The organism is Sulfitobacter sp. TBRI5 (genome assembly GCF_051013555.1).
Classification (GTDB): domain Bacteria; phylum Pseudomonadota; class Alphaproteobacteria; order Rhodobacterales; family Rhodobacteraceae; genus JL08.
On sequence record NZ_CP112884.1, the window covers coordinates 2,017,387 to 2,034,694 of the forward strand.

Below are 17,308 nucleotides of genomic sequence, written 5' to 3' on the forward strand. Positions count from 1 at the left end.
TGATCCTCCGTTTCCTAACTATAAGGGCGGACCACTTCAGTGGGGGAGGATCAAGCGCCACCCGCGCTTTTCTCATTGTCGAGCGCTGCCCGATTGCGAGCGCCCATGACTTGAGTTTGAGCGGTGCCGCATATCGTGTGAGCATCACGTTCGCGGCTTCATAGAGCAGCGTTCGGACCCGCACGTCGCCACATTTCGAGATACTACCGGTATAGTCGACCTCGCCGGACTGGTGGCGTTTGGGAACCAGCCCGAGATAGGGCCCTACATCTCGCGAGCGTTTAAAGCGTGTCGGATCATCAATGGCTGCCGCGAACGCCAGTGCCGTGATCGGGCCAACGCCTGGCACTGTCATGAGGCGGGTGCAGATGTTTGATTTGCGCGTCATCACTTTGATATCGCTGTCGATGGCGACCACGGCCGTCAATATCGCGTGGCGCGCCGCAAACAGGCCTCGCAACGCAGCATGCAAACCGGGAACGCCGTCGCTGATTTTCAAAGCCACGTCTTTGAATGCGGGGGACAGAGCGCGTGGCAGGCGGACCCCAAACACGACGACAAGTCCACGGATCTGATTATCGATGGTCACGCGTTGTCCGACCAGCTTCTTGCGCGCCGCGATCAGCGAGCGGATCGCATGAGCGGACAGCGATTTGACATGGGTTGGTTTATAGAACCCTGTCCGCGCCAGATGCGCCAAGCCTCGTGCATCATTACGGTCAGTTTTGTGCCCTGCGAGCGACTTCAGTGCCTGATAGGCTTGGCGGCTCTCGATGCAAACGACCGGGACACCAAGTTCCGTCAGGCCGTGGAACAGCATTGGGGCCATGCGCCCGGTCTCGAAAACAACCTTGGCACATGTGGGTCCGGCAGCGAGAAACCCGGCAATCGCCTTCGGCGTCGAGGGTGCTTTCCCTTCCCGGATCAACAGGCCTTCGCGGTCGAGAATACAGATATGCGTCTCTTCCATGGACACATCCAAACCAGCAAAATATTCCATCGGTCGGTCTCCTTTTCAATGACATGGGCATCCAGAATAACAGGCGCGGTGGTGCGCTGGTCCTGATTACGCCATGTTGAAAAATTCGAAAAACCCGCCCTCTCATTTTTCTGCCAATTTTCGTTGCGTTGGAAAAGTTGGCCCTATTTGCGTGTCGAGGGTTGTTAGAGACGCGCACATCGCCAAAGCTCTGATTTGGTCGAGCCCCCAGCCAAAATCTTCAACCGGCGCTCTATGGCGAAGTATTTCACCATTTCTTACAGAAAACAGAGTTTTTCAACACAATCAGCCCTTCGTGCAAAAAATATCTTCTTACCGACTGGACTTGGGCGGCTGACAGAGCGGTACTGTAAGTGCACCCGAAGCTATTCGGAGGCATCGCTCGGGACATCCGGGCTCTGCTCAGTAGCAGCGGGATGTTTCCGCTGATCACCTGAGGAGGCGACCATGCCCAATTCATCTAAAAAGCGCGCCACCAAGAAAGACCAGCTGATTAGGCTGCTGGGCAAGGCACCCGGCTGCGATATCAAATCATTGAGCGCCAAGCTTGGCTGGCAGCAGCATACGACGCGGGCGGCGCTGAGCGGCTTGCGCAAGGCCGGGTACGAAATCGCCAAAGAGAAGCCTGCGTCGGGTGGCATTTCAAAGTATCGCATTCTTGCCGCGCCAGCCTCTCGGAGAAGTTCATCCAAAGAGGTCGAGGCGCATGGGGCGTGATCCGAACCCCGAACGCCCCGTAACGCTCAAGCAATGGGAGGCGGTCTTTGGATCGCCTCCACCGCCACATCTGTCCGTGCGCTTTATGCAGAAGGCCCTGGCCTATGAAACGCAATGTAAAGCGCTGGGTGGAATGCCAGCTGTAACCAGACGTGCGTTAAAACGCATCTCCAAGGGGGAGCCCGCATGTGCCGCGCGCGCCATCAGACTGCAACCAGGCGCGCACCTCGTTCGGGAATGGAATGGCCGCGTGTATCAGGTGCACGTGGTTGACGGTGGCTTTGAACTGGATGGCAAAATGTGGAAGTCGCTCTCGGCCATCGCCAAGCACATCACCGGGGTGACGTGGTCGGGTCCGCGCTTCTTCGGGTTGAACAGCCCTGCAGGGCGGCGGACATGAACAGGCTCCGCTGCGCCATCTACACGCGCAAGTCATCAGAGGATGGGCTGGAACAGGAGTTCAACTCGCTGGATGCACAGCGTGAAGCCTGTGCCGCTTATATCGCCAGTCAGAAGCACGAAGGCTGGGTGCTGCTGCCGGAACACTATGATGATGGCGGGCTTTCCGGCGGGTCTCTGGAACGACCGGCGCTACAAAAGCTGCTGCAGGATATCGCCGACGGCCGGGTGGACCAGATCATCGTCTACAAGATCGACCGCCTGACGCGGTCGCTCGCTGACTTCTCGAAGATCGTGGATACGCTGGATGCGGCGCAAGCCTCGTTTGTCTCGGTCACCCAGTCCTTCAACACGGCGACCAGCATGGGGCGCCTGACGCTGAATATGCTGCTGTCGTTTGCGCAATTCGAGCGAGAAGTCACAGCGGAGCGGATCCGCGACAAGATCGCAGCCTCAAAACGCCGGGGCCTTTGGATGGGCGGGCAGGTGCCGCTTGGCTATGATGCGGATGGCAGGACGTTGAAGGTCAACGAGGCCGAAGCTCCGATGATCCGAACGCTGTACGATCTCTATGAGCAGTTCGGAACCGTACGGGATGTAAAACATGCGGCTGACCGGTTGGGGTTGCGCAGTCGGCAGAGGAAGGGTTCAAATGGATCTATAACAGGCGGGATCAGCTTTGATCGCGGCCATATCCACCACCTGCTGACGAACCCCGTCTACGCGGGCCGCATCCGTCACAAGACAGAAGTGCACGATGGCCAGCATGAGGCGATCATCGATCCGGACCGTTGGGATCAGATCCAGCAGGTGCTGCAGAGCGGTGCTGCGAAGGGCAGGGCGCGTAAAACCGCGAAGCAGAGATCATTGCTGTGCGGTAAGTTGTTCGATGAGACGGGCGACCGGCTGACGCCATCGCATTCAAAGACAAAGGCAGGCGTCCGGCTTCGATACTATGTCTCCCACCGTTTGATCAAAAACAGCGGGGAAGCTGTTGGAGAGGGTTGGCGACTGCCTGCAGAAGAACTGGAACAGAAAGTCGCCGATGTCATACGCGTGTCTCTCTCCAAACCGTCCTTTCTTGGAGCCGCCCTCCCAACCGCCTCGATAGAAGCGATTGGAACGGCGAGCAACAAGTTGCGCTGCCTCACGTCCAAAAGTGATGTGGCGCCGCTGCTCAACCTGGTCGAACGCATCGACTTGGCGCCCGGCGAACTTGGTGTCACTCTTCGCCGCAATCACCTCGCACGCCTATTCGAAACGGATGAGGAGCAGCTCGCGGCGGAAAGCATGTCCATCGCCACACCGTTCCAGCTGAGAAAACGCGGCGTCGAGACGAAGCTGATCCTGGGTGATGCACCCGGTGGCCTTGATGAAACCCTGATCCGGAATGTCGCCAAAGCGCATTTGTGGTTCGCGCAGATCAAAGCAGGTAAAACCCTGTCGGAGGTTGCAAAAGCCGAAGGCACGACGAAGGGCAGGATCTACCAGCTGATCGATTTAGCCTTCCTTGCGCCTGACATCATCCGGGAAGTCCTTGATGGCAAACAACCGTTGGGCTTCACATCCGACTGGTGCGTGCGTCATAGCTTGCCCGACGACTGGCAAGACCAACGCGCCCTGATCGCGACTCTCTGAACTCTTCCCACGGACACTCGTATCGCACAAAGCGCGACCTCAGACGTCGGGGCAAATTGCGGCTTATTTGACGGATACATACGGTCTGCGATAATTAGGAGTACATGTAACCCACGGTAAACACGTCACTATATGAAGCGATAGTCGTATCGTCTGCATTTGAAGAAGTGTTTGGCTGGGATGGTAGGATTCGAACCTACGATCTACTGTACCAAAAACAGTTGCCCTACCGCTAGGCCACATCCCAACACAGGTGGCTAATTACGCCCGAACATCTGGCAATTCAAGAGCACATTCGTAAAAATTTCGAAGTTACTCTTCCCGCGCGTCGAGTTTCAAAAGGTCTTCTGTATTCTGGTCGTTTCGTTCGTCGTTGATGATGTGTTCCAATTCGCCTTCCGCATCGGCTTTTACATTTTCAACAGTGATTTCCGGTTTTGCAGCAGGTGCCGTTGCCTCGGGTTTCGGGGCGGTTTTCGTGTCCTGGTCGAAATTGACAACACGATAGGTCGGTTCGGGCATTTCAATGCCGGCATTTTCAAAGGCGGTCAGGGCAACGCGCATGGCTTCTCCGCGCGCCAGGACAAAGCTGGTTTCGGTCTGGTCGATCCACGCGGCCAGTTGCAACACAACGGTACTGTCGCCGAGGTTTTCGACCCACACATTCGCCGCCGGTGTGTCCAGCACAAAGGGCAGCCCCTGTAAGGTATCCAGCGCCAGTTGCCGTGCCATGGACAGATCGGTGCCATAAGCCACACCCAGATCAAACACGAACCGGCGTTCGGGATTGCGCGAATAATTGACGATGCGGCTTTTGAAAACGGTCGCGTTCGGTATCCGGATGTGGTTGCCGTCAAAGGACAAAAGGATGGTCGCGCGACTGGTCAGGCGGATCACATTGCCGGTATCACCTTCGATTTCAACCGTGTCGTTGGGGCGAAACGGCTGGCGGATCGACAGCATGATCGATGCTATGAAGTTTTCGACAGTATCCTTGACGGCAAAGCCGATTGCCAGACCAACGATACCGGCGGCCCCCAATATGGTCGACAGCAATGCGCTTGCCCCGATGATATCAAGCGCGACCACCAGACCCGCCAGAACAAAGGCCAGCCGTACCAGTTGGCGATAGATATCAGCGATAAATGCGTTGGGCGCGATCCTTTCCCAAGGGCGTTTCAGGCGAGCAAGTGCAAATCCGAGGAAAACAACGGCGGCAAAGGCGATCAGGGCCACGCCGGCCAACGGCAGAAAGGCTACAAACTGGTTCAGCCGTGCCATAAAACGCTGTGCGGCCGGGTTCAGCCGTTCCACCACATCGGTGGTTTCAACGACTTCGTTTTCTATCGCCACAACACCCGCCACCCGGCCTGCGATCGTGTTCAGGCGCGTGGCGGTTTCGCCGTCCAGCGTTGTGCCGCGCAGGGTGACGATGCCGGACGATACGGTTACCGTGACGTTTTCAAACCCGTCGAGTTCCGCCAGAATTCCGCGAATGCGATTGGCAATTGCGGCGTCCTGCGTCGCGCTGTCTTCTACAGATATCGTGCCTTCGGGCTGGATCGTCGTTTGCGCAGACGCAACGCCAGAAAGGACAACAAACAACACTACCCAGAAGAAACGCATTTGAAATGCCCGTATCGGCGTCAGGAATGCAGTAAGCCTAGCGCAGGTATGCGGCAGTATAAACCGGTTCGATGGTGTCAAAGTGCTGTTTTGACAAGAACAGCCCCGGCGCGATGTCCGGCGGCCACCATATCATGAGCCTTGGCACAACCGGCCAGATCAAAGACTTGATCTATCGGACAGGTCAACGCGCCATCGGACAGGGCATCGCCCAGTCGCGCAATTGCAGCAGAACGCTGGGTATCTGTCAGGATGTAGATCAGCGCCATTTCCAAGGTAACGGCCTTGAACATCAGCGGATAGAAGGGAAGAGCGGGCTCCATCTTCTTGGCAGAGCCGTAACAGACTATGGTGCCGTTTTCGGCGATGACGGTCGCATCCAGTTCTGCGTTGACGCCAAATTCAACTTCGATGATGCGCTTTACCGGGCCCTTGGCGGCTTCCAGCACCTGATTGGCCAGATCGGGGGCGGTGTAATCCAGAACGGTATCGGCCCCGGCATCCAGAATCCGCTGGTGCGCGCGGGGGTGGGCCGTGGCGATCACATGGGCACCACCCCATTTTGCCAGCTGGACGGCCAGAAATCCGACGGTTCCGGCGCCGCCCTGTATCAGCAGGGTTTTTCCAGCGACGTCACCGCCACTGAATACGGTGTGGACCGCAGTCAATCCCGGAATGCCAAGGCACGCGCCGGTTTCAAAAGACACGTCATCGCCAAGCGGGACGGCCTGTTGCGCCGGCAAGGTGCAAAATTCGGCCGCTGTTCCGAAGGCGCGGCGCCACTGGGCGTTCCAGACCCAGACCCGACTGCCGATCCGGTCGCGGTTCACGCCTTCGCCTACGGCGCTGATGATGCCGGCACCGTCACTGTGCGGAATGATCATCGGATAAGGCAATTCGGTGACACCCGCACGCGCACCGGCGCGCGCCTTGACGTCGGACGGGTTGACCCCTGAAAACCGCATTTCAATCTGTACTTCGCCCGCGGCAGGAGGTTCGGCCGCCATGTCTTGCAGGTGCAACACGTCCTTTGCAGACCCAAAACGCGTGTAGGTGATTGCTTTCAATTGAACCTCCTTCAGGTCGGGTCACATCATCGGATTCGGCGCACACTAGCAATGCGCGAGTGAATTGCTAGTCTGTTGCCAGCAGAAAGGAACAGCCGATGCAAGCCTTGCGCACACCTGACGCGCGGTTAGATAACCTGTCCGATTATCCATTTGCGCCGCATTATGTTGATGTACCTGACCCTGATGGCGGCAGGTTGCGATTGCATTATCTGGATGAAGGATCATCGCTCGCAGCGCCTGTTCTGGCCCTGCACGGAGAGCCGACTTGGTCTTATCTTTACCGCCATATGATCCCGATCTGGGTGCAGGCCGGGCATCGGGTGATTGCGCCTGATCTGATCGGTTTTGGACGGTCCGACAAACCTGCGGATCGCAGCGATTATACATATCAGAGGCATGTCGACTGGATGTCCGCCTTTGTTCAGGGCCTGAAGCTGACCGGCATCACGCTGGTCTGTCAGGAATGGGGCGGATTGATCGGTTTGCGCCTTGTGGCGGATATGCCGGACAGGTTCGCCCGCGTTGTCGCCGCCAATACCGCTTTGCCAACCGGAGATCACCCGATGAACAAGGCGTTCCTGAACTGGCGCGCGTATTCGCAGGACACCCCTGTGTTTCGCAGTGGCCGCATCGTTTCGGGCGGAACGCAATCGAAACTGACCAAGGCGGAAGAAGCGGCCTATGACGCGCCGTTTCCCGATGCCAGCTACCTCGCGGGTGCCCGCGAATTTCCGATGCTTGTGCCGTGCCGGCCGGACGATCCCGCGTCACAGCCAAACCGCGTGGCGTGGGAAGGGTTGCGCCAGTTTGACAAACCGTTCCTGACCGCATTCGGGGCGGATGACAGGGTTATGGCCGGTATTGAAAAGGTGTTTCAGAAAAAGGTGCCGGGCGCGCAAGGCCAGTCCCACGTGATTTTGCCGGATGCCGGCCATTTTCTGCAGGAAGACGTGGGGCCGGAACTTGCCTCGATCGTAAACCGCTTTATCAGCGGGTAAGGCGCTTAATCCCGGATCTCATCTGGTGCCACGCCCCAAAGCGCGTCTTTTTTGGCCCATCCTTTGAAGCCACCGGATGACAGGCGGCACCAGTCCGGGTTGCATTCGCCCAGCCGCGCCACCACACCCAGTTCAAGCGCGGCCGTAATCGGCGTCGTCTCATCCGGACGGCTGTGAAGGGTCAGCATATCCTTATCAATGATCACGGTGCGATTGCCCGACAGCAAAGAATAGTGAATCCACCCGCCAATTCCGTCACGATCCTGAACGCGACGCCAGTGACCGTATTCGGCTGTGATTTCCAGCGGCATATCACGGCGCGTAAACACCCAGTCGATCCGATGGCTGAGCGAAGGACCGCGCCGAACGTTGCCTTCTGCGGCTTTCATCGAAACAAACCGCGGCAGCGGCAGATTGGTAACGGGGCCTCTGACAGCCACGTCGCCAGATTGCGCCAGTGTTGCCGAAGCCGCGCCAAGACCAGTGACCAGACACAGCATCAACGCGATGGCACGACCCAAAGGCCTGCGCATGGTTATGCCGGAAAAAGTGCCTGAATTCATGTCTGACCGTCGATTTCTGTGCGAGGTTCTTGTGCCCCGTCTTTACATCGGCCACCATGCCACAAAGCGGGTGAACAAGGAAAGCCCGAGGAAGGATAATGATGCCAACAGAACGTCTGAGTGTTGTTGTGACGCGACGGTTGCCCGAAGCGGTAGAAACAAGATTGTCTGAACTGTTCAACGTGCGCCTGCGCAGCGATGATACACCGATGAGCAGGACAGAAATGATCGAGGCGCTGCAAAACGCGGATGTTCTCGTGCCCACGATCACCGATACCATCGACAATGCGTTGATCACGCAGGCGGGTGACCGGTTGAAACTGATCGCGAACTATGGCGCAGGGGTTGACCATATCGATGTGGCAACCGCGCGCCAGCGTGGCATTCTGGTGTCAAACACACCGGGTGTTCTGACCGATGACACCGCCGACATGACGATGGCGCTGATTCTGGCCGTCACGCGCCGCATTCCCGAAGGTCTGGCCCTGATGCAGTCCGGAGAATGGACGGGCTGGGCGCCAACGGCCCTTTTGGGCGGGCGCGTCGGTGGGAAACGGCTTGGTATTCTGGGAATGGGCCGCATCGGACAGGCCGTTGCAAGACGTGCGCGGGCCTTTGGCATGCAAATCCATTACCACAACCGCAAACGGTTGCGCCCCGAAGTCGAAGATGCGCTGGAAGCGACCTATTGGGACAGTCTGGATCAGATGGTGGCGCGCATGGACGTGATCAGTATCAATTGCCCGCACACGCCCAGCACCTTCCACCTGATGAATGCGCGGCGTCTGAAGCTTTTGAAACCCTCGGCTGTCATCGTCAACACGTCACGCGGCGAAGTGATTGATGAAAACGCGCTGACCCGCATGCTGCGCGCCGGTGAAATCGCGGGTGCCGGTCTTGATGTCTACGAACACGGAACCGAAATAAATCCCCGATTGCGCGAACTCAAGAACGTGGTGCTGTTGCCGCATATGGGGTCGGCCACGCGCGAAGGGCGCGCTGAAATGGGGGAAAAGGTTCTGATCAATATCAAAACCTTTGACGACGGACATCGCCCGCCCGATCAGGTCGTACCGTCCATGCTGTAGCAAACGCCCTGAACGAAAGGACGACCCGATGCGCCTCACTATGACGTTCCTTTGCCTTTTGCTTGCCAGCGCGGGATGGGCACAACAGACGGCCGATTCCGTGCAACCGGAAAGCAGTATTGCCGGTGTGTTCGAAACATCATCCGATGTTGTCCAGCGGGCGCTGGCTGCCAAGTCGTCGGGTGAACCGGTACAATCTGATGCGTGGATGGTGGCCGCTGCCAACCCTCTGGCGGTCGAGGCCGGCGCCCGTATCTTGCGCGCAGGTGGAAATGCCGCTGATGCAATGGTGGCGGTGCAAGCCGTTCTGGGTCTGGTTGAGCCGCAATCCTCGGGCCTTGGCGGTGGTGCGTTTCTGGTCTGGTATGATGCAGCCAGTGGCAAGCTGACAACGCTGGACGGGCGCGAAACCGCGCCTTTGGCGGCCACACCGACCCTGTTTCAGGATGATAAGGGTGAACCGCTCGGGTTTTTTGATGCGGTTGTGGGCGGCAGATCGGTCGGAACGCCGGGCACGCCTGCCTTGATGGCGCTTGCCCATCAGAAATGGGGCAGGTTGGATTGGGCGCAACTGCTGGCGGAAGCTACGGAACTTGCACGAAACGGATTTACCGTTTCGCCGCGCCTTGCCGGTCTGGTGGATCAGGATGCTGAACGCTTGTCGCGATTTGCGACAACTGCGGCCTATTTTCTGCCGGGTGGAACGCCGATTAAGGCGGGTGATGTTCTGAAAAACCCTGAATATGCCAATACCTTGCAAGCGTTGGCCAACGCAGGTGTGCTTGCCTTTTACAGCGGATCGCTTGCGGGTAGTATCGTCGATACCGTGCGGTCGGCCCCCGGCAACCCCGGTGTGTTGTCGACACTTGATCTTGCGGTTTACGCCGTCAAGGAACGCGAGGCCGTCTGCGCCCGATATCGGGTCTATCAGGTCTGCGGTATGGGCCCGCCTTCGTCCGGGGCGCTGACAGTAGGCCAGATACTGGGCATGCTGGAGCCGTTTGATCTGGCCGCGCTGGGGGCAAAGAACCCCGAAAGCTGGCGTCTGATCGGCGATGCATCTCGTTTGGCTTTTGCGGATCGGGGCCGCTTCATGGCCGACAGTGATTTTGTTCCCGTCCCGACCAACGGGCTTGTCGCACCGGGCTATCTGGCACAGCGCGCGAAACAGCTAGGCGGGCCGATGGCATTGACCGATGTGGGCCCCGGCAGCCCCGAATTCGATCATGCCCTGAACTGGGCCGATGATACATCAATCGAATTCCCGTCCACCTCGCATATTTCGATCGTGGACGGACAGGGCAATGTCCTGTCGATGACCACAACCATCGAAAATGCCTTTGGATCGCGGCTTATGGTTGGTGGGTTTCTTCTGAACAATGAATTGACCGATTTCTCGTTTCGCACCCATGTCGATGGTGTTCCGATTGCGAACCGGCTGGAGCCGGGAAAACGTCCGCGTTCCTCGATGGCGCCAACGATTGTTCTGAAAGATGGCAAACCGGTTCTGGCTGTCGGGTCACCGGGGGGAAGCCGGATCATTGGCTATGTTGCCAAAACGATTATTGCGCATCTGGATTGGGGACTGGATGTGCAACAGGCGGTCTCGTTGCCGCATGCGATAAACCGCTTCGGCACATTTGATCTGGAAGATAGCACCGACGCGGTCGCGCTTCAGGGCGCGTTGGAGAGCATCGGGTTTGACGTATCTGTGCGTGATCTCAATTCGGGATTACACGCGATTTCAATCGGCGATCAATTGACGGGCGGTGCCGACCCGCGCCGCGAAGGCATTGCGCTGGGCGAATGATCGCGGTTTAGGGGGAACGCATGGTTCAGGCGACAACATTACCGCGTAACGAAGATGGTATCAGCACGGCGCTGGGCATTCTGAAACAGCGCTTTGGCGAGCGGTTTCACACCAGTCAATCCATGCGCGAACAGCACGCGCACACAACGACATGGATCACAAACCAGTCCCCTGATGCGGTGGTCTTTCCCTCCAGCACGTCAGAGGTGGCGGGAATCATCGAAATCTGTGCGGCCCATAATGTGCCGGTGGTTCCCTTTGGAACGGGCACGTCTCTGGAAGGCCATGTGAATGCCCCGGCGGGGGGCATTTCTGTGGATGTCAGCAACATGAACCGCATTCTGGCGGTCAACGCCGAAGATCTGGATTGTGTGGTGCAACCCGGTGTCACGCGCGAACAACTGAACACTCATTTGCGCGATCAGGGCCTGTTTTTCCCGATTGATCCCGGTGCCAATGCTTCACTGGGCGGCATGGCGTCCACGCGCGCATCAGGCACAAATGCCGTGCGCTATGGCACGATGCGCGACAATGTCATGGCGCTTGAGGCGGTGATGGCCGATGCAACGGTGATCCGAACCGCAACGCGCGCCCGCAAATCTTCGGCCGGTTATGATCTGACGCGGTTGCTGGTCGGGTCCGAAGGCACATTGGGCCTGATTACGGAAATCACCCTGAAACTGCACGGCATCCCCGAAGCGATATCTTCGGCGCGCTGTTCCTTTCCAACGGTCGATGCGGCCTGTCAGGCGGTGATTGCGGTGATCCAGTGCGGCATTCCGGTGGCGCGGATCGAATTGCTGGATGCCCTGACGGTGCAGGCGGTGAACGCCTATTCAAACCTTGATCTGCCGCACACGCCACTGCTGCTGCTGGAGTTTCATGGCTCTGAGGCAAGCGTTGTCGAACAATCGCAAAGCTTTGGCGACATCGCGGAAGAGTTCGGCGCCAGCGATTATACCGCAACGCGCACGACGGAAGAACGCAACGCGCTCTGGCAGGCCCGCCATGATGCCTACTGGGCGACGTTGAAACTGCGTCCCGGCGCACAAGGCATTTCGACAGACGTTTGTGTGCCGATTTCACGGCTTGCCGAATGCGTGGATAAGGCACAATCCCGATTGGCTGAACTGGGCATTCTGGCCCCGATCGTCGGCCATGTCGGGGATGGCAATTTTCACTGTCTTTTGCTGATCGACCGCGACAATCCGGCAGAGGTGGCCAAGGCGGACGGATTTGTCGGCTGGCTGAATGATCTTGCCATTTCAATGGGCGGAACCTGTACGGGGGAGCATGGTATCGGACAGGGCAAGATACCCTATCTGGTCAAGGAACTGGGGCCGGCAACGCGTTACATGCAGGCGATCAAGACGGCGCTTGATCCGCAAGGGATCATGAACCCCGGCAAGATATTCGTGTCCGATTAAAAGCAGATATGTGCGTGAAAGCGCACAGGCTTCTTTTTGCCAAAAATACGGATACACACCAGTCGCCACGGGCAGCCGGCAAATTGCAAGGCGGTGACGCGGAATGCATTTTTGCGCGCGCAGGTCGGTTTCGCGCATTCATGGGTCGGGGGAACCGTGTGGTGCGGCAGGGCGGTTTGGCATTGTGGCGCCAACATACTCTTTAGGGAATCGCGGAATTATGAAAACGCAGGTCAAAGCATTGGTCGTCGGCGGCGGGGCCGTCGGGACATCTATTGCCTATCATCTGGCCAAGGCCGGTTGGGACGATGTCATGTTGCTGGAACGCGACGAGTTGACATCGGGATCAACATGGCATGCTGCGGGGTTGCTCCCGTTGTTCAACATGTCCTTTGCGACAACGCATATTCACAAGTATTCCGTGGACTTCTACAAATCGCTCGAGGCAGAAACAGGTCTGAACGCCGGGTTTGCGGTTGTCGGAAACCTTCGTATGGCGCAGACAGACGAACGCATGGACGAATACATGCTTTATGCGTCGACTGCTGAAACCTGTGATGTTCCCTATCAATGGCTGACCCCGGACGAGATCAAGGCGCGCTGGCCGCTGATCCGCACCGACGACCTCAAGGGCGCGCTTTATCATCACACGGACGGGTACATTAACCCCGCGGACGTGACGCAGGCGATGGCCAAGGGCGCGCGTCAGCGCGGCGTGATGATAGAACGCAAATGGCAGGCCGACGCGTTCCACTGGACCGGTACACATTGGGAAGTGACCTGTTCCAAGATGGTCGAAAAGGGTGGCAATCTGGTGGTGTCAGACGAACAGATCGTCATCACCGCCGAACATGTTGTCACCGCTAGCGGCAACCACGCACAGCGCACTGCCAAGATGCTGGGAATCCGGATGCCCGCCATTCCGGTCGAACACCAGTTCATCGTGATGGATCAGGATCCGGATCTGGTGAAGTACCGTGCCGAAGGTGGTGCGGAACATCCGGTTGTGCGGGATGCCGATGCGCAATCTTATGTGCGCGAGGAACGGGGCGGCTGGATTCTGGGCGTTTACGAAAAAAATGCGCCTGCCTGTTTCGAATATGGCGTGCCCGACAGTTTCCGCGCCGATCTGTTCCCGCTTGATCTGGAGCGGATCGAAAACCAGTACATGGCAATGATCCACCGCATACCGTCCTGCGAGGAAAGCGGACTGAAGGACGATTTCAACGGCCCGATCTGTTACACGCCGGATGGCAATCCGCTGGTCGGACCGGCACCGGGGCTGCGCAATATGTGGCTGGCCGAAGGATTTTCCTTCGGGATCACGGCGGCCGGTGGCACAGGCTATTATCTGGCGCAGATGATGGTGGATGGCGAGGCCGAGATCGATATGGCCGCGCTGGATCCCAAGCGTTATTCCAGCACCTGGATGACAACCGAATTTGCCGCGCGCAAAAACGAAGAATGCTACGATCACGTCTACATTCTGCACCATCCCGACGAAGAACGCCCCGCCTGCCGCCCGTTGCGCACATCGCCTGCCTATGACCGGCAAAAGGCGCGTGGCGCCCAGTTCGGATTTGTGAACGGGTGGGAGCGGCCAAATTATTTTGGCCCGCTGGATGCGCCGGAAAATTTCGATCACGATGCGCGTTCGTTCCGTCGCGGCGGCTGGTGGCAATATGCCGTGGACGAGGCCAAGGCGGTGCGCGAAGGGGTGGGCCTGATTGATGCCACCGCGTTCACCAAACATGTGGTAAAAGGGCCGGGCGCTACTGCGTTCTTGGACTGGTTCACCTGCAACAAACTGCCGCGTGTGGGCCGGATCAACCTGACCTATGCGCTGACGGCGGCGGGCACCACACGCACTGAATACACCATCGTGCGACTGAAAGAGCACGAGTATTATCTGGTGTCCGCGGGTGCATGGACAGAATATGACGCCGATTTCCTGCGCAAGGCCGCCGAGGACAAGGCGGACGCGTTCGGGTACATCGAAATTCAGGATGTGACCACGCAATGGGGTGTTTTCGCCATTGCCGGACCGAAATCGCGTGATGTTCTGGCCGAGGTAATCAAGGATGGCGATCCGGCCACGGCGCTGTCGAACAAGCGTTTCCCCTGGCTTTCGGCGCAACGGATCGAACTTGGTATGTGTCCGGTGAATGCAATCCGCGTGGCATATACCGGCGAACTGGGCTGGGAATTGCATCACCCGATCGAAATGCAGAACTATCTGTTCGATCTGCTTGAAAAGGCGGGCGAAAAACACGGTATGAAACTGGTCGGAGCACGGGCGCAAAACTGGTTGCGTCAGGAAAAATCTTACCGCGCCTTCGGCACCGAACTGGGCCGGGATGCGACCCCAATCGAAGCGGATCTGCCAAGATTTGTCGATCTGTCCAAGGACTTTCACGGCAAGGCCGCGATGGAAAAAATCGGCATCCGTTCGAAATGCGTGACCTTGCTGATCGACGGACCTGACGATGCAGACCCGTGGGGACGCGAGGCGCTGTACCACGGCGATACCCGTGTCGGGCGTTTGACGTCGGGCGGATATTCCGTGGCGTTCGAAAAATCCATCGGCATGGGCTATGTCCCGCCGGAACTGGCTGTGGCCGGCACCACGCTGAAGGTTAAAATGCTTGACCAGCTTTGGGACGCGACGATCACCGAAGACAGCCCTTATGATCCGTCAAACGCGACCATTCGCATCGACGGATAGCCGACCCGCCTAAGACGCCACAGGAATACGGCCCCGACTATTCATCGGGGCCGTTTCAACATCACGCCTTCAACGCGTCGTAACAGGCCAGCGCCTTGGCCGCGTACATCAGCGACGGGCCACCACCCATCTGGATGCTCATCGACAGCACATCGCTGATTTCTTCGCGGGTGGCCCCGGCTTTGACCAGCGCTTCGGTATGCAGGGTGATACAGGGTTCGCACCGGTCTGCGATGGAAATCCCCAAGGCGATGAATTCCTTGACCTTGTAGTCCAGAACACCTCCGTCCTTGGCCGCTTTGCCCAAGGCACCGAATGCCTTGGCGGTGTCAGGGATTGCGCCGTTCAGATTGCGCAGTTCGGTGCGAGTGTCGTCCAGTTTGTCTTGCCAGCTCATATCGTGATCCTGTTTGCCATTTGGTCAGGAAATGAATGCGCAAAACGGAATGTGATCGCCTTGATCTAAGTCACGCAGGGCGAACAAAAATCAGGGCAAGGTTGTTGGCAGGCATTTCGATGGCCGCGCGCAAGTCCAAACCTGCGGACTGGGCAAGATCGATCACATCGAAATCATCCTTGTAGCCGATATCCGGATCCTGAGAGACAAGGCTGTCATGAAATGACAGGTCACCCTGGCTGGTGAACTCTCCGGCGCGGGTGAATGGCCCGTAAACAAAGAACAAGCCTTGCGCGGCCAGGGCCTTTGCACTTTCACGGATCAGAATCTCTGTTTCCGCGTGACTGATCAGGTGAAGCAGATTGATCAAAAGGATCAGGGATGAACCGGCATGTTCTGCAGCCCATCCGGGGTGCGTGGCATCCAGACGTTGCGCGCGGCGCACGTTGGATACCTGCGCTTCTGCGATATAGGCATTGATGCTTGCGAGACGATCATCTGCGATATCGGTCGGTTGCCAGACAAGATCGGGCCGAACTGCCGCAAAGCGCAGAACATGCTGTCCGGTGCCGCTGGCGATTTCCAAAGCGCGGCCGTCTTTTGGCGCATAGATCCCGATCACGTCACATAATGCATCCGCATTGCGCAAAGCCGCCGGCGCTGACAATTTTTCGCCCAAGGCCGCGTGCGCAATGCTGGCCGTGTGCGGTGGCTTGCGTTCAGGCATCAGGAAAACCGTGCCGGCGACAGGGCGGCAACGGTCTGCGCATCCAGCACCGGTTGCACGCCTGTGACCAGATCGGCGACCAGTTGCGATGCCGCCGGTGCTGTCTGAAACCCGTATCCCCCTTGTGCTGCGCACCAGACGAAATCTGGTTGAACCGGATCGCGGCCCAGCACCAGTGTTCTGTCGGGGGCAAAACTGCGCAGTCCCGCCCAGTTGGTTTCAACCCGGGTAACCGGGGTTGTTACCATCTCTTCATAGCGGGCAAGACCTTCGGCCAGCACCATATCGTCGGCGTAGGCATCATGGGGTTCAACCGGGTCTTCGTCTGCGGGCGAGACAAGCAGTTTTCCGGCATCCGGCTTGGCGTACCATGTTTCACCTGCACCAAAGAACATGGGCCAGCCTGAAACATCATGCCCGCCGGGGGCCGGAAGGCGTGCCATGGAACGGCGATGGGGGGTGATCCCCAGCGGGGCAATGCCTGCCATCCTTGCAATCGTGTCGGCCCATGCGCCTGCCGCATTTACCAGAATGTCGGCGCGGTGCGTTTGTGTGTTTGTGGTAACGATCCATTTTCCGTTGGCGCGCGTGATCTGCGAGACCGTCTCGCCGGTCAGAACCTTTCCACCGGCCTGACGGACCGTGCGGGCAAAATCCTGTATCATCCTGTCTGTGTCCAGATCCCATGCCTCGGCGTGGTATCCGGCGCGCACAATCCTGTCCTTGTTCAGGATCGGCACAAGTTCGCATGTCTCGGACGGGGTCAGAACGTCCAGATCCAGCGCAACCCGATCCGCTTCAAACTGCGCATCATCGGCTTCCCGTGCCAGTATCAGCAACCCGCGCGGCGATATGTATCCCCCGTTTGCCGTTCTGTGATAATCCGCACTGGCGACGCTTAACGCGACGGTCGGGGGTAGGCCATAGTTGGCCTCGAACAGAGCCGCCGACCGGCCCGAGGCGTGATAGCCCAGCGCGCTTTCACCTTCCAGAACGGTCACGGTGCCATGTGGCGCAAGCCGCGCGGCGGCCGAAACACCGGCAATACCGCCCCCGATTACAATAATGTCGCTCATATCCTGCCTTCAGTGTACAGCGGTGGAACGGCAAATGGGTTGCATGG

Annotated in this window: 14 protein-coding genes, 1 tRNA gene and 1 pseudogene; 8 read left to right on the plus strand and 8 right to left on the minus strand. The window is 58.2% G+C overall.

All coding sequences use genetic code 11. The features are described 5' to 3' along the window. Window positions 1-52 precede the first annotated feature (52 nt). Window positions 53-1,000, minus strand: a pseudogene (locus tag OLX72_RS10160) (IS110 family transposase); the annotation flags it as partial. 447 nt (window positions 1,001-1,447) lie between these two features. On the opposite strand from OLX72_RS10160, the gene OLX72_RS10165 reads away from it, so the two are divergent. From OLX72_RS10165 to OLX72_RS10175, 3 genes are read left to right on the plus strand one after another with little or no spacing between them, the layout of a single operon-like run. Next, a complete protein-coding gene (locus OLX72_RS10165; RefSeq protein ID WP_433990403.1) occupies window positions 1,448-1,717 on the plus strand; it encodes a DUF3489 domain-containing protein in 270 nt (89 codons plus the stop codon). Next, window positions 1,707-2,117, plus strand: coding sequence for a DUF2924 domain-containing protein (locus tag OLX72_RS10170; protein WP_433990404.1), 411 nt, complete (start codon window positions 1,707-1,709; stop codon window positions 2,115-2,117). Before OLX72_RS10165 ends, OLX72_RS10170 begins: the two co-directional genes overlap by 11 nt. Beyond that, window positions 2,114-3,754, plus strand: coding sequence for a recombinase family protein (locus OLX72_RS10175; RefSeq protein ID WP_433990405.1), 1,641 nt, complete (start codon window positions 2,114-2,116; stop codon window positions 3,752-3,754). The genes OLX72_RS10170 and OLX72_RS10175 overlap by 4 nt, the downstream gene beginning before the upstream one ends. A gap of 172 nt (window positions 3,755-3,926) precedes the next feature. On the opposite strand, the gene OLX72_RS10180 is transcribed toward OLX72_RS10175, so the two are convergent. The 3 genes from OLX72_RS10180 to OLX72_RS10190 all read right to left on the minus strand — a co-directional run bounded on the left by OLX72_RS10180 (window position 3,927) and on the right by OLX72_RS10190 (window position 6,447). Beyond that, a tRNA-Gln gene (locus tag OLX72_RS10180) sits at window positions 3,927-4,001 on the minus strand. 65 nt (window positions 4,002-4,066) lie between these two features. Further along, a complete protein-coding gene (locus tag OLX72_RS10185) occupies window positions 4,067-5,380 on the minus strand; it encodes a mechanosensitive ion channel family protein (protein ID WP_114871313.1) in 1,314 nt (437 codons plus the stop codon). A gap of 77 nt (window positions 5,381-5,457) precedes the next feature. Further along, entirely contained in the window at window positions 5,458-6,447 is a 990-nt protein-coding gene (locus OLX72_RS10190; RefSeq protein WP_114871312.1) for an NADPH:quinone reductase, read from the minus strand. Between the two features lie 98 nt (window positions 6,448-6,545). Between OLX72_RS10190 and OLX72_RS10195 the strand changes: the two genes are divergently transcribed. Next, a complete protein-coding gene (locus tag OLX72_RS10195; RefSeq protein ID WP_433990406.1) occupies window positions 6,546-7,448 on the plus strand; it encodes a haloalkane dehalogenase in 903 nt (300 codons plus the stop codon). A 5-nt stretch (window positions 7,449-7,453) separates the two neighbouring features. On the opposite strand, the gene OLX72_RS10200 is transcribed toward OLX72_RS10195, so the two are convergent. Beyond that, entirely contained in the window at window positions 7,454-8,011 is a 558-nt protein-coding gene (locus OLX72_RS10200; RefSeq protein ID WP_254684635.1) for an SH3 domain-containing protein, read from the minus strand. Window positions 8,012-8,112: 101 nt separating this feature from the next. Here OLX72_RS10200 and OLX72_RS10205 point away from each other — a divergent pair, with 101 nt between their 5' ends. The 4 genes from OLX72_RS10205 (at window position 8,113) to OLX72_RS10220 (ending at window position 15,061) form a co-directional block, all read left to right on the plus strand. Beyond that, complete coding sequence (locus OLX72_RS10205; RefSeq protein ID WP_114872409.1) at window positions 8,113-9,099, plus strand: 2-hydroxyacid dehydrogenase; 987 nt, start codon at window positions 8,113-8,115, stop codon at window positions 9,097-9,099. Between the two features lie 28 nt (window positions 9,100-9,127). After that, entirely contained in the window at window positions 9,128-10,909 is a 1,782-nt protein-coding gene (ggt, locus tag OLX72_RS10210; RefSeq protein ID WP_114871310.1) for a gamma-glutamyltransferase, read from the plus strand. Between the two features lie 20 nt (window positions 10,910-10,929). Then, on the plus strand, window positions 10,930-12,336 hold the full coding sequence (locus OLX72_RS10215) for an FAD-binding oxidoreductase (protein ID WP_433990407.1): 1,407 nt from the start codon (window positions 10,930-10,932) through the stop codon (window positions 12,334-12,336). Window positions 12,337-12,556: 220 nt separating this feature from the next. Next, window positions 12,557-15,061 (plus strand): GcvT family protein, encoded by a 2,505-nt coding sequence (locus tag OLX72_RS10220; RefSeq protein ID WP_114871307.1) that lies wholly within the window; start codon window positions 12,557-12,559, stop codon window positions 15,059-15,061. 61 nt (window positions 15,062-15,122) lie between these two features. On the opposite strand, the gene OLX72_RS10225 is transcribed toward OLX72_RS10220, so the two are convergent. The 3 genes from OLX72_RS10225 to OLX72_RS10235 form a co-directional block, all read right to left on the minus strand. After that, window positions 15,123-15,458: a carboxymuconolactone decarboxylase family protein gene (locus OLX72_RS10225; RefSeq protein WP_114871306.1), complete on the minus strand. Its 336-nt coding sequence runs from the start codon at window positions 15,456-15,458 to the stop codon at window positions 15,123-15,125. Between the two features lie 70 nt (window positions 15,459-15,528). After that, window positions 15,529-16,185, minus strand: coding sequence for a DUF938 domain-containing protein (locus tag OLX72_RS10230; protein ID WP_114871305.1), 657 nt, complete (start codon window positions 16,183-16,185; stop codon window positions 15,529-15,531). Beyond that, entirely contained in the window at window positions 16,185-17,261 is a 1,077-nt protein-coding gene (locus tag OLX72_RS10235) for an NAD(P)/FAD-dependent oxidoreductase (protein ID WP_114871304.1), read from the minus strand. Before OLX72_RS10235 ends, OLX72_RS10230 begins: the two co-directional genes overlap by 1 nt. Window positions 17,262-17,308: the final 47 nt, after the last annotated feature.